Annotated in this window: 14 protein-coding genes; 13 read left to right on the top strand and 1 reads right to left on the bottom strand. The window is 39.8% G+C overall.

Going from position 1 to position 12,639, the window contains the following annotated elements; all coding sequences use genetic code 11:
* Positions 1-162 precede the first annotated feature (162 nt).
* The 13 genes from gmk to KKH91_00345 all read left to right on the top strand — a co-directional run bounded on the left by gmk (position 163) and on the right by KKH91_00345 (position 12,413).
* Positions 163-753, top strand: coding sequence for a guanylate kinase (gene gmk, locus KKH91_00405; GenBank protein ID MBU0951278.1), 591 nt, complete (start codon positions 163-165; stop codon positions 751-753).
* A 25-nt stretch (positions 754-778) separates the two neighbouring features.
* On the top strand, positions 779-1,078 hold the full coding sequence (locus KKH91_00400; protein MBU0951277.1) for a hypothetical protein: 300 nt from the start codon (positions 779-781) through the stop codon (positions 1,076-1,078).
* The gene (locus KKH91_00395) at positions 1,056-1,619 is read left to right on the top strand and encodes a phosphopantothenoylcysteine decarboxylase (protein MBU0951276.1); all 564 of its coding nucleotides are present in this window, start codon (positions 1,056-1,058) and stop codon (positions 1,617-1,619) included. Before KKH91_00400 ends, KKH91_00395 begins: the two co-directional genes overlap by 23 nt.
* A gap of 18 nt (positions 1,620-1,637) precedes the next feature.
* A complete protein-coding gene (locus KKH91_00390; protein ID MBU0951275.1) occupies positions 1,638-2,294 on the top strand; it encodes a hypothetical protein in 657 nt (218 codons plus the stop codon).
* Complete coding sequence (locus tag KKH91_00385; GenBank protein ID MBU0951274.1) at positions 2,269-2,994, top strand: uracil-DNA glycosylase; 726 nt, start codon at positions 2,269-2,271, stop codon at positions 2,992-2,994. The genes KKH91_00390 and KKH91_00385 overlap by 26 nt, the downstream gene beginning before the upstream one ends.
* 4 nt (positions 2,995-2,998) lie before the next feature.
* Positions 2,999-4,972, top strand: coding sequence for a primosomal protein N' (priA, locus tag KKH91_00380; protein MBU0951273.1), 1,974 nt, complete (start codon positions 2,999-3,001; stop codon positions 4,970-4,972).
* Between the two features lie 51 nt (positions 4,973-5,023).
* On the top strand, positions 5,024-5,758 hold the full coding sequence (locus KKH91_00375) for an esterase family protein (GenBank protein ID MBU0951272.1): 735 nt from the start codon (positions 5,024-5,026) through the stop codon (positions 5,756-5,758).
* A gap of 138 nt (positions 5,759-5,896) precedes the next feature.
* A complete protein-coding gene (locus KKH91_00370; GenBank protein ID MBU0951271.1) occupies positions 5,897-6,664 on the top strand; it encodes a DeoR/GlpR family DNA-binding transcription regulator in 768 nt (255 codons plus the stop codon).
* Positions 6,665-6,681: 17 nt separating this feature from the next.
* Positions 6,682-7,977, top strand: coding sequence for an alcohol dehydrogenase catalytic domain-containing protein (locus tag KKH91_00365; GenBank protein ID MBU0951270.1), 1,296 nt, complete (start codon positions 6,682-6,684; stop codon positions 7,975-7,977).
* Positions 7,974-9,230 (top strand): hypothetical protein, encoded by a 1,257-nt coding sequence (locus tag KKH91_00360; protein ID MBU0951269.1) that lies wholly within the window; start codon positions 7,974-7,976, stop codon positions 9,228-9,230. Before KKH91_00365 ends, KKH91_00360 begins: the two co-directional genes overlap by 4 nt.
* A 62-nt stretch (positions 9,231-9,292) precedes the next feature.
* Entirely contained in the window at positions 9,293-10,210 is a 918-nt protein-coding gene (locus KKH91_00355) for a thiamine pyrophosphate-dependent dehydrogenase E1 component subunit alpha (GenBank protein MBU0951268.1), read from the top strand.
* 110 nt (positions 10,211-10,320) lie between these two features.
* Entirely contained in the window at positions 10,321-11,292 is a 972-nt protein-coding gene (locus tag KKH91_00350; protein MBU0951267.1) for an alpha-ketoacid dehydrogenase subunit beta, read from the top strand.
* Positions 11,292-12,413 carry a 2-oxo acid dehydrogenase subunit E2 gene (locus KKH91_00345; protein ID MBU0951266.1) on the top strand — a complete coding sequence of 374 codons (1,122 nt, stop codon included), beginning with the start codon at positions 11,292-11,294 and terminating at the stop codon, positions 12,411-12,413. Before KKH91_00350 ends, KKH91_00345 begins: the two co-directional genes overlap by 1 nt.
* Before the next feature lie 25 nt (positions 12,414-12,438).
* Here KKH91_00345 and KKH91_00340 read toward each other — a convergent pair.
* The coding region (locus KKH91_00340) for a hypothetical protein (protein MBU0951265.1) at positions 12,439-12,639 on the bottom strand (201 nt) is incomplete at its 5' end.

The raw sequence follows: 12,639 nt of genomic DNA, 5'->3' as shown, positions 1-12,639 counted from the left end.
TTTCATTTCTTCCGGTTTATCGATATAGCACTGTCCCTCTTTAACTTCCCCGCTTTTTAAAAGAGGTGATTGAGGGGAGTTAATTTGTTTGACTTTCCTCTGATAATTAGATATAAATACTGACAATAACTTGCCTCCAAGTTCGGAAAATTTCCTTATAAAATGAAAACAAAAACATTAAAATCAATAAAAAAAGGCCTCATAATCGTTATATCAGCTCCCTCCGGCGCAGGAAAGACCACCCTATGCAAAGAAGCGCTTAAAAAATTAAAGAACACAATAGTTTCCGTATCGGTTACAACCCGCAAACCCAGGCCCCTGGAAAAAAACGGCAAAGATTATTTCTTTGTCTCGGAACAAAAGTTTAAATCCATGATTTCCAAAAAAGAGTTTGCCGAATGGGCGCTTGTGCACGGGCACTATTACGGCACCCCGAAAAAACGGCTTATCGACACGATAAATAAAGGCAAAAATATAATGCTGATAATAGATGTCCAAGGCGGAGAAAAAATCAGGCGCATTTTTAAGGACGGTTTGTTTATATTTGTTGCCCCCCCCTCAAAAAAAGCACTCGAACAAAGGCTGGTCAACAGGGCTCAGGACAACGAGGAAACCATAAAACTACGGCTTAAAAACGCTCAAAAAGAGATGGCTTATGCTAAAAATTATAATCATGTGGTAGTAAATGATAAATTAAATAACGCAGTAGCTCAAATAATTGCTATAATAAAGTCACGGAAGAGCAAGAATTGAAATTTTCAAATGGAGGTACAACACATTGTCATCAGAACCGAAAGTAAAGGAAGTGCTGTTAGCAGAATTGATGTTAAACACAAAACTGGAAAGGTATAAAATAATACCGTTAATAGCAAGATGGGCGCATGAGATTAAAAACAAGGAAGAATTTAAAAATCTTCCGTTTGACGAACAGATGGATATAGCCATGAGAGACGTCTATTCCGGAAAAGTTTCGCTTGAAGCGTTAGCAAAGCTTCCTCCGGTAGTTGAATCGTTGAATACACCTAATAAGAAATACCCGAGAAAAGAAATAAAAGATGAAAAATCAAAAAGCAAATAATACAAAAAAGGTTTTAGTGGGTGTATGCGGAAGTATTGCCGCCTACAAAATATGCGGACTGGTTCGTAAACTGAAAGAAAAAGGGATTGACGTCAAGTGCATATTAACCCCTTCAGCCAAGCAGTTCATTACTCCTTTGACTTTGCAGACGCTCTCAAACAACACGGTTTATTCCGATATGTTTGAATTGAATCTTCCTGAATGGAAACCGGAGCATATATCGCTTGCCGATTGGGCCGATTTGATTGTAATCGCTCCTGCCACTGCTGCCACAATATCAAGGTTAGCTAATGGCCTGGCTGATGAATTGCTTTCCAGCGTAGTTTTGGCAAGCAAAGCGCCGGTAATTATTTGCCCTGCCATGAACGCCAATATGTGGAATCATCCTGCCAACAAAGAAAACGCAGAAAAACTTTCAGGATTCGGCTATAAATTCGTGGGCCCGGAGACCGGAGAGCTTGCCTGTGGCGTTGAAGGAATAGGCAGGCTTGCCGCAGTGGACACTATTTTAAACAAAATAATTTCAGTTCTCAAAAAATAACTCCTCAAAGAAAATCAAATGAAAAAACCGAGCGTATTAATTACTGCTGGGCCTACAAGAGAATATATTGACCCGGTAAGGTTTATTTCCAATGCATCCAGCGGAAAGACCGCTTATTCTATTGCAGATTGCGCAGTAAAAGACGATGCTGGCGTCACTTTAATCAGCGGCCCGGTAACCCTGCCCCGGCCCGAAAACACATTGATTGTCCCTGTCGAAACAACCGGGCAGATGTTTGCCCAGGCGATGAAATTAAGCGCGCAGTCAGATATAATAATTTTTTGTGCCGCAGTATGCGATTTCAGGCCGGTAAAGTTCAATAAAAACAAAATCAAAAAAGGCAATAAAAAAGAAATGAAGATTAGATTGGTGCCTACGGAAAATATCCTTCATCATATTTCAGCGTCCTATAAAAACAGCGATAAAGTTTTTATAGGTTTTGCTTTGGAAACAAAGGATTTAGTCAAAAACACATTAAAGAAACTAAAAGCAGAAAACCTGGACTTGATTATCGCCAATCCTTCTTCAAGTATCGGCAATAATAAAAGCCAGGGTTATTTCATATTCAGGTCAGGAGAAGTTGAAAAAATACCGGTCATGACAAAGGAAAAATTCGCTCAAATAATCTGGAATAAGATAAAAACCATATATGGACAGAAAAAAAGAATTTCTTAAAATCGTCAAACTCGCGCAGCGGTCCCTCAAAGAGGAAAAGTTTTTAGGCTATACAGACGTCATATTTGCAAGCAAGGTTAACCCCTCGAATCCGCCTTTAAAAATAGACAAGAGCAAATCCGATAAATTACTGAAACTTGAAAAAGAAGTAAGCGGCTGTAAAAAATGCACGCTGTGCAAATCCAGGATAAAAACCGTATTCGGCGAAGGCAGCAGCGATGCAAAAGTAATATTTATAGGCGAAGGCCCGGGTTACGATGAAGACAGGGCAGGAAGGCCGTTTATCGGCAGAGCGGGACAGCTTCTCACGAAAATAATTGAATCCATCGGATTGAAACGCGAAGAAGTATTTATTGCCAATATCGTAAAATGCCATCCTATGATAAATCCGGACACACCTGATGCCAGAGGCAATGACCGGCCGCCGTCAAAAGAAGAAATGGAAAGCTGCATGCCCTATCTGGAGAAACAGATCGAAATTATTAACCCGGCCGTCCTGGTAACCCTGGGAAATTCGTCAACATCGGCTTTGCTTAATACTTTTGAAGGAATATCCAGGCTCCGCGGAAAGTTCCAGAATTACAAGGGAAGCAAACTCCTGCCTATGTACCACCCGTCAGCATTGCTTAGAAACCCGGCTCTTAAAGTAGACACCTGGCACGATATGAAAATGTTAAAAAAAGAATTGGGCTTAAAATAAACCTATGTTTGCGCAAGTAGCTTTACCCCTGCCATTAGAAAGAACTTTTTCTTACCAAATACCGGCACACTTATCAGGAAAAGTTTTTCCCGGCATGCGGGTCAGCGTTCCGTTCGGCCCCAAAAAAGTTACGGGTTATGTAATAAATCTGACGGAAGAATGCAATTTCAAGGGAATTAAAGAAATTTACAGCCTGCCCGACCCTTATCCTGTCATAACAGAAAACCTTCTTAAACTGGCCTTTTGGATGTCCTTTACTTACGTTTGCTCATTGGGCGAAGCTTTAGACTGCATTTTTTCGACATCCTTCAAACCTGCTTCAAAATACATTACTGATCCCAATCAACCGGAAGAAACCATTATAAATAAATATGTCCCTGAGACCCCTTCGGGGGCAAAAATCCAGAGTAAGATTGTTTCCGCTATTAAAGAGAACCGGCATAGCGCTTTCGCGATAAGCAGTTTAAACCAGCCGGAAAGAATTTCTTTTTATATTGATACCATAGCGCAAACTTTGCAGTTCGGCGACTGCCTTCTATTAGTACCGGAAATTATTCTTGTTGAAGAAGTAAAAGCGAAATTACAGGAAAAATTCGGCGCTATTGCGGGCGCCTGGCATAGCTACCTTTCTGAAAGGCAAAAACATGATACCTGGTTCGGCGCCAGCTCCGGAAAATTAAAAATCATTGTGGGTACCCGTTCAGCGCTTTTTATGCCTTTCAAAAACCCTAAATTGATAATTGTGGACGATGAAACCGACCAATCTTATAAAAATCCGCAAAAACCTTTATATGACGCCATAAGAACCGCAGCGGAATACGCAAAAATCAATAGTGGCTCGGTTATTCTCGGCAGCGAGCTGGTTTCAATTAACACTTACCATAATATTAATACAAAAAAGTGCACGCTTCTGTCAGATAAAAAAACATCGCAGGAGAACTTGCCGGAAATAAAAGTTGTTAGTATCAGTAAAGGCGACCAGTCAATCACTAATGAGATGAACAATGAATTGCAGTCGCGGCGGTTGAAAAATGAACTTTCCCTGATTTTTATGAACCGGCGCGGGTACTCGACCATGGTGTTCTGCCGCAGCTGCAAAACAATTATGCGCTGCGCGAAATGCGGTATCCCCCTTTCTTACCATACCAAAACTCCACAAAGTGAACAGCTCAAGTGCCACTACTGCAGTTTGAAATACGAATTTAAAGACAAATGCCTGATTTGCAAGAGCGTCTGGATCAAATTTGTCGGGATCGGCTCAGAAAGAGTTGAATCTACTTTAAAAATACTTCTTCCCCAGGCAAATATTATCCGCGCAGACCAGGATACTATAAAAAGCAATGACGACTTGCTTAAAATTCTCAATGAGATCAAGTCGGGTAAGGTAGATATACTGATTGGCACGCATATAATCCTTCCCATACTGCAAAAAATAAAATCTTTATCCGCGCGGAAATTGTCATTTGTGGGCCTTTACAATATTGACCACCTGATCTACCAGCAGGATTACCGGGCCAGCGAAAAGGCTTTTCAGGTTTTATATAAATTAGCCGGCCTGCTGGACAAAACGGGCATGTTTATGATGCAAACTGCTGATAAAAAGAACTATATGTTTGCCTGGCTTGCCAAACTTAACTGGAAAGGCTTTTATAAAAATGAATTGGAATTGCGCGAAGACCTGGGATACCCGCCGTTTAAGGAATTAATAAATGTAATTATCCGCGGGAAAGAAAAAACAAAAGTTGAAGAAGAAGCGCAAAGATTGTATAATTTCCTTGAAGATAAAGTGCAGGATCAGGTTACCCTGCTGGGGCCTGAAGAACCGCCCCATCCGCTTTTACGCGGAGAACACCGCAGGCATATATTATTGAAGCTTGATACTGAATATTTAAACATGCTCAATGAAAATATAAAATACTTTAAACCAAAAACAGGGATTCATATTGCATATGATCTAAATCCCTATTATATCATATGAAAAAACTTATATTTTTTTCAAATGCAAATAGTTATAAGGAGAAACTTTAAAATGGCGCTAATTCATTGTGGTTTTTTTTCAGAAGTTTTACAAATTTCCACGTCCATGTACGTTATACTGCCGCAAACGACAAAAAAGCACCCGGCACTTTATCTCCTCCATGGATTATCTGATGACCATACAGCTTGGACAAGAAGGACTTCTATTGAGCGTTATGTAGAATCTCTGGGGCTTGCCGTGGTGATGCCGGCTGTCAACAGGAGTTTTTATACCGATATGGCTCATGGCGCGAAATATTGGACATTCATCAGCGAGGAATTGCCAAAAATTGCCAGGTCATTATTCCCTTTATCGGTAAAACGGAATGAAAACTTTGCGGCAGGCATTTCTATGGGCGGCTACGGAGCGTTTAAGCTCGCTCTTAATTTCCCGGATAAGTTCGCCGCTGCAGCCAGCCTTTCCGGATCTATGGATGTTGAGAAAATAGGCGCTCGAATTAGTAAAGAGGACATGACAAATGTTTTCGGTGTCAGGCCGAATTTTAAAAAAAGTAATAGTAATCTTTTCTTTCTGGCGGATAAATTAGCGAAATCTAAAGGACCCAAGCCAAAACTTTACCAATGCTGCGGAACTAAAGATTTCCTTTATGAAGATAATAAAAAATTCCGCGATCACTGCAAGCGCCTCCCTCTTGATTATACCTATGAAGAAGAGCCCGGAACGCATGAATGGGGTTATTGGGATAAAAAAATCCAGCGCGTCCTCCATTGGCTCCCCCTTCGCTGAACCCCTATAAACTCCGGAGACCAAATTAAAGGAAAAGCCCTGTTTTCGCAAATAATAGGTTAAAAAACCCTATTGACAAATTATAATTTATATGATAAAATCAATCATAAACAATCAATATCAATCAAAATAACTCTTATGAGATTATTTCAAGAAGAAAGACAAAATCTAATAACGCAATTCATCAGTGACAAAGGAAGGGTTACAATACACAGCCTGGCAAAAGAGCTTAATGTGTCTATTCCTACTATTAGGCGTGATCTGACAGAACTTAATAGAAAGGGCATGATACGCAGGTCACATGGCGGCGCTATAGCAAAAGATAGAGTATTAGAAGAAATATCTTTTGAAAAAAGGCTAAAAAAATTTCATCAAGAAAAAATACAAATTGCAAAGTATGCTGTATCTATGATAAAAGAAAAGGATGTAATTATTCTTGATACAGGAACAACTAATTATTGGATTGCTTCTCTTTTAAAAAACAGAAAAAACATTACTGTTATAACTAATTCTCTGAAAGCTGCGGTTGAACTTTCATCAAATAAAGACATACGGCATATTTTGATTGGCGGGTATATTCTGCCTGAAACTTTTTCAATATACGGGCCGTCAGCCGTAGAAGATATAAAAAAATTCAATGCAGATAAAGTTTTTCTTGGAACGACTGGAATTCACTGGGAAAAAGGATTAACCGAGATCTATGGAGAAGAGGCTTCAATGAAAAAGATATTTCTTGAAATTTCACGAGAAAAAATAGTTGTTACAGATCACAGCAAGCTTGGCATAGTTTCATTTGCTCATGTTGCGCCACTATCAAAAATAGATATGGTTATTTCTGATTCAGGGGTAGATGCTAAAATCAAAAGAAAGTTTGAAAATACAGGCCCAAAATTTGTTTATCTATAGTTTAGGAGGATGCGGAAATGCAGAACAAATTTCAGATATACGGAAATATTGAAGAGAACATAATAATTCCAAAAAAAATGAAAGCAGTTTTAATGTCACAAACTGGGCTTGAAAATCTTAAATTAGGAGAAGTTGATATTCCCCAGCCAAACGATAACCAGCTACTTGTGCGTGTAGATGCGTGTACTATATGTCCGTCAACCATGAAACTTCTTAGCCAGGGGCCGGAACATACATTTGTTAATGGCTGGGATATTGAAAAATATCCGATAACTCCCGGCGATGAGGGTTCAGTTACCGCAGTTAAGGTGGGTAAAAATCTGGTTAAGAAATATAAAGTTGGAGAAAGACTTTGTATTCAACCGGCAGTGGACTGTCCACCTATCAACCACAGGGAACGTTACCGCAATGTGGAAGCTATGAAGAAAACTGCAGTGGGTTATACGCTCGGCGGACATCTTAGCCAGTATATGCTTGTTCAGGAAGAAGTTCTTGAAGCAAACTGCCTTTTAAAAATACCTTCGCAAAGTATGGGTTATTACGAAGTTTCGCTTTCCGAACCGCTCTCATGTGTGGTTTCATCGCAGGACCACCACGTGCACCTGACCTTCAATGCCGAAACAGGCAACCGGGTTCCGATGAAAGGGTTACTCAAAGGCGGGGTAACTGTAATTTTCGGCGCAGGAGTTATGGGTCGTTTTCATATTGAGTCAGCGCTCAGTTATTCACCCAGAAAAATAATTGTTCTTGATATCAGGGAGGATAGGTTTCAGTGGATTGAAAAATATATTACGCCCCGCGCAAAGAAAAAAGGCATTGATCTTCACTGTGTAGTTGCAGGTAAAGATGATACAAAAAATGTCATCCAGAAAATCAGTGGACAGAACTACGGAGATGATATAATTGAAGCTAGCGGTTCAGGTATTGCGCAGAAAGAAGCGCTGAAAATTACAGGCAAGGGGAGCGTGGTTAATTCTTTCGGCGGGTTGAAAATAGAAGATGCAATTATTCCGGTTGATATGCGCAAAGTCCATTATGATGAATCAATAATTACCGGTTCAAGCGGGGGCAACTGGGGAGATACTGTAAAAACCCTTAACATGATTAATAGCGGGGATTTGCAGGTTGGTACTTATATTAAGTTAGTTGGTGATCTTAATAATGCTGTTGAATTTTTGAATCTTGTCAACCAGGCTAAAATTGATGGTAAGGCAATAGTTTATCCTCATGCAAAAGCAGATAAACCGTTAGAAGTGAAAGATGAATGGACAAGAGAAAAAGAAGCTGAATTTTTAGAGAAGAACCTGAAATGAAAGAACAAAAAATATTTGTTGGTATCGGGGGCGGTGCAATTCAACTGGGTTTGTGGGGATATTATGCAAACCTTGCAGGATTGAAAGTTGTTATTGCTGAAGTGGATGATGCAAAAGTTCGGGCTATAAGAAATAATAATAATTATTACTCCTTAAACATCGCATATTTTGACAGAATAGTACCTGTAACAGTGGGTCCCGTACAAATATACAATCCAACTAATCCTGAAGAGCGCAAGAAAATTCTTGATTATATCGAAGACGCAAACGATATTGTTACTGCAGTGCCGAGCGCATCGCTTTATGAAAAAGGCGGTGTTGCCCAGCTATTAAAGGAAGGGCTTGCCCGGAAAAAAGAAACCAGTCCGGTAATAGTTTATGCTTCTGAAAACCAAATTGAAGCGGCAGTACTGCTTAAAAAACTTGTTTTTCCTTCAGGCAAAATACCTTCCTGGGTAAAATTTTCGGATACAGTCATCGCAAGAATGGGTGGTTTCCACAGTGCCCCGGAGTTTATAAAAAGGCACAAGCTTGCACTATTAACCGAAGCCGGTAAAGAGGCGTTCCTTGTAGAGGACTTTGACAAAATAATAATCGAAAAATGCAAATTTTCTAAAAAGTATCATTATGAAACCGGGTTTAAAAGATTTTTCGCGACAAACCATATTAACATCTATGAAGAACAGAAACTTTTCGGTCATAATGCAGTTCACGCACTTTTGGGATTTGTCGGAAAATTAAAAGGTTACATTTACATGTCTGATTATGCAGGAGACCCTGATTTTGGTTATATAGGTGTTGATGCATTACGGGAAGAAACCGGATTCTGGTTTAAAAAGAAATATAGCTATACAAAGGAAGAAGATGCAACGCCTAAGGGTTATGAAGCGTTCGTTGTTCAATTATGTCAGCGGATAATTAATCCGTTTTTATACGATTCAATAGACAGGATAATCCGCGACCCGGATAGAAAACTTTCATGGAATGACCGGTTTATCGGCGTAATTCGCAATTCGCTTGCAGCAGGTGTTGTTCCCAAGAGATATATTATCGGTGTTGCTGCAGGGCTTTTATTGTCTTCACCTGATAAATCGCAAGCTCTTTCGGTTCTTGAGAACTTGTGGAAAGATGTTGACGATGAAAAAATGAAACAAGAAATTTTAGTTTTAACCGGTAAGGCGTTTGATATTATTAAAGAATGGCAGGTTAAAAATAACCTCTATTCCTATTTAAAAAAAATAAATTATTTATAACGGAGGACGGAATGCCAGAAATCAAAATAACAAAAAAAGAAGCAGTAAAGCACCTGCGACAGATGATGGAGATAAGACAGTTCGAAGATAAAATTATGGACTTATTGGCAAAAAATATTGCTGAAGGAGGTTCTCACCTTTATGCCGGCGAAGAAGCAGTGGCTGTCGGTTCAATGGCAGCAATTAATCCGGAGGACCTGATAACTTCTACTCATCGCGGACACGGACATTGTATTGCCAAAGGCGGGAAATTACCGGAACTTATGGCGGAGATACTCGGTAAAAAAACAGGATGTTGTAAAGGTAAAGGCGGTTCACTTCATCTTGCCGATGTATCTACTGGTAATTTAGGTGCCAATGGAGTTGTCGGCGGCGGGTTTGGGATGGCAACTGGCGCTGGTTTGTCGATTAAAATCCGCAAGACAAATCAAGTAGTATTGTGTTTTTTTGGTGACGGCGCAACTAATCAGGGTATATTTCATGAATCACTAAATATGGCTGGTGTGTGGAAATTACCTGTGATTTATATTTGTGAAAATAATTTATATGGTATGAGTGTTTCAGTCAAAAGAGCGTCAGCAGTTGAAGATTTAGCAAAAAAAGCAGTCCCTTATGCTATGCCTTCAGAACATGTTGACGGTATGGATATATTGGCAGTGAAGGATGTTGTTTCAAAGTACGCAAAATATGCCCGCGAAGGCAAAGGGCCGTCATTAATTGTTTGTAGTACTTATAGGTATTATGGCCATTCAAGAAGTGATCCAAGAGTATACAGGACAAAAGAAGAGGAGAAATTCTGGAAAGAAAAGGATTGTATTTTAAGTTTTTCAAGAAAATTGGAACAGGCAAAAATTCTTACCCGGGAAGAAATTGATGCTATTGAAAAAGAAGTAAATAAAGAGATAGAGGAAGCAACAAAATTTGCTATTGAAAGTCCCTTACCAGAACCAGAAGCATTGTATGAAGATTTATATGTTTAGAGGGCTTCATAAAATTCAGCCCTCTCGCTGAGGCGAGCGCAAATAAAAATATTTAAAAAGAGCCGGGAGATTAACTCCCGGTCAGGATGAATATCCTGAGAGGGAAAAATATGCATGAAGTGCAGTATTGGAAAGCGATAAATGAAGCGCTGGAAGAGGAGATGAAAAGGGACCCGTCGGTGTTTGTCATGGGAGAAGATGTCGCAATTTACGGCGGAGCATACGGCGTGACCCGCGGATTATACGAGAAATTCGGCGAAGAAAGAGTAAGGGATACTGCAATTTCAGAAGCCGCGATAGTCGGTGCCGGCTTGGGTGCCGCGCTTACCGGAACCAGACCTGTGGTTGAAATAATGTATGTGGATTTTATGGGAATTGCCATGGACCAGTTAAATAACCAGGTAGCAAAGATCAGATATATGTTCGGCGGAAAATGCAAGGTGCCCCTGGTTGTCCGGACTGAAGGAGGCGCCGGCAGGACTTTGGGTGCTCATCATTCCCAGAGTCTTGAGGCCTGGTTTGTTCATATTCCGGGAATAAAAGTAGTTATGCCAGCTACGCCGTATGATGCAAAAGGATTACTGAAATCAGCAATCAGGGAAGATAATCCAGTAATGTACATTGAACACAAAATGCTTTACAATACAAAGGGATTAATTCCAGAAACTGAATATACTGTACCGATAGGTAAAGCAGATGTAAAAAAAGAGGGGAAAGATATTACGGTTATCGCATATTCAAGGTCATTGCTCAGGTCATTGGAAGCTGCGGAAGAACTGCAAAAAGAAGGAATAAGTTGCGAGGTCATTGACCCGAGAACATTATTGCCGCTTGATACCGATACTATATTGGAGTCAGTCAAAAAAACGCATAAGGTGTTAATTGTACATGAAGCGTGTAAGACAGGAGGAGTAGGTGCAGAAATAGGCATGAAAATAATGGAGGAAGGGTTTGATTACCTTGATGCACCAATAAAAAGATTATGCGGTGCAGACGTGCCTATGCCAAAGGCGCCAAATCTGGAGAAATTGGCAGTGCCTCAGAAAGAAGATATCATTAAAGCAGTAAAGGAGCTAATTTAATGATTACAAAGCTTGTAATGCCGAAACTTGGTGAAACAATGGAAGACGGGATACTTACTAAATGGCTAAAGCAGGAAGGTGAAAAGGTTGAGAAAGGTGAAGCGTTATTTGAAGTGACCACTGATAAAGCGACATTTGAAGCAGAATCGCCGGCAAGCGGTTTTATAAAAAAAATTATTTTTCCGGCGGATAATGAAAGAAAAATACCAGTAATTCAAACGGTGGCTTATGTTGCTGATACAATGGATGAAGAAATACCGAAAGAAACAGGAAGCGTAGAACAGAAACCAGAGAATGAAAAAGAGACAAAAGCTTCACCGGTAGCGAAAAAACTTGCTAAGGAAAAAGATATCGACCTTTCCAAAATAAAAGGCACAGGGCCCGGCGGTAGAATCATTGAAAAAGATGTAATTGACGCAGAAAGCAGTCAAAAATCAGCAGTCGGCGCAGAAAGTGATGTTGAAATAGTCCCATTGACAGGTATCCGTAAGACAATTGCTCAGCGTCTTTCACAGAGCAAGCACGATGCCCCGCATTATTATCTTCAGATAGAGATAGCTCTGGATAATATTGTTAAACTGCGCGAGGGGTCGGATAAAAAATATTCTTATAATGATGTGGTAGTAAAAGCGGCGGCTAAAGTTTTGGAAAGTTTTCCGTTAATCAATTCCACTTTTGAAGCTGAAAAAATAAAAATGCATAAAAAAATCAATATCGGCATTGCCATGATGATAGACGATAAACTTATGGTTCCGGTAATAAAAGAACCGAACAAGAAAGCTCTTTTTGAGCTTGCTGATGAAATAAAAAACTTACAAGCAAAAGGAAAAACAGGTAAATTTGATGAAAAAGATTTTTCTGGCGGTACTTTCACTATTTCCAATCTTGGAATGTATGGTATTGACCAATTTACTGCAATAATTAATCCGCCACAGGTGGGTATTCTGGCTGTGGGTAAAATTAAAGAAGTTCCGCAGGTACGGGAAGGGAAAATAGTTGCTTGCTGGCTGATGAAAGTTAATATTTCTTTAGACCATCGTGTTGTAGATGGCGCTTATGGCGCCAAATTTTTAGCTAAGTTAAAAGAAACATTGGAAAATCCGTCTTCAATAATGCAATGAATAAAGAATTAAAACTTTCATCTCGCTATTGCTTAAGAAACCCACTTACTTTATACTTTTTTCCATCACTCACAATCTCGATTGCACCGGAAGCAGCTGTGGAATAAACATTTGCGATTGATTTATCGGAAGAGACTATCAAAGCTTCAGGGTTGAGTTGATTCAATAATTGCTTACTGGGCATTTTCTTGCCATGTTGCGGCACCTGCAAAACATTTACCTTGCC

This window comes from Elusimicrobiota bacterium (genome assembly GCA_018816525.1).
Taxonomy (GTDB): Bacteria; Elusimicrobiota; Endomicrobiia; order CG1-02-37-114; family XYA2-FULL-39-19; genus OXYB2-FULL-48-7.
Note: the sequence above shows the minus strand (reverse complement) of the source record. Positions and strands in the feature narration are given on the sequence as shown.

Bases quoted from the DNA above. Each gene is read 5' to 3' on its own strand.
- KKH91_00355 (MBU0951268.1), top strand. From the start codon at position 9,293: ATGATGGAGATAAGACAGTTCGAAGATAAAATTATGGACTTATTGGCA.
- KKH91_00345 (MBU0951266.1), top strand. From the start codon at position 11,292: ATGATTACAAAGCTTGTAATGCCGAAACTTGGTGAAACAATGGAAGAC.
- KKH91_00375 (MBU0951272.1), top strand. From the start codon at position 5,024: ATGGCGCTAATTCATTGTGGTTTTTTTTCAGAAGTTTTACAAATTTCC.
- gmk (MBU0951278.1), top strand. From the start codon at position 163: ATGAAAACAAAAACATTAAAATCAATAAAAAAAGGCCTCATAATCGTT.
- KKH91_00390 (MBU0951275.1), top strand. From the start codon at position 1,638: ATGAAAAAACCGAGCGTATTAATTACTGCTGGGCCTACAAGAGAATAT.
- KKH91_00370 (MBU0951271.1), top strand. From the start codon at position 5,897: ATGAGATTATTTCAAGAAGAAAGACAAAATCTAATAACGCAATTCATC.
- KKH91_00360 (MBU0951269.1), top strand. From the start codon at position 7,974: ATGAAAGAACAAAAAATATTTGTTGGTATCGGGGGCGGTGCAATTCAA.
- priA (MBU0951273.1), top strand. From the start codon at position 2,999: ATGTTTGCGCAAGTAGCTTTACCCCTGCCATTAGAAAGAACTTTTTCT.
- KKH91_00365 (MBU0951270.1), top strand. From the start codon at position 6,682: ATGCAGAACAAATTTCAGATATACGGAAATATTGAAGAGAACATAATA.
- KKH91_00395 (MBU0951276.1), top strand. From the start codon at position 1,056: ATGAAAAATCAAAAAGCAAATAATACAAAAAAGGTTTTAGTGGGTGTA.
- KKH91_00385 (MBU0951274.1), top strand. From the start codon at position 2,269: ATGGACAGAAAAAAAGAATTTCTTAAAATCGTCAAACTCGCGCAGCGG.
- KKH91_00350 (MBU0951267.1), top strand. From the start codon at position 10,321: ATGCATGAAGTGCAGTATTGGAAAGCGATAAATGAAGCGCTGGAAGAG.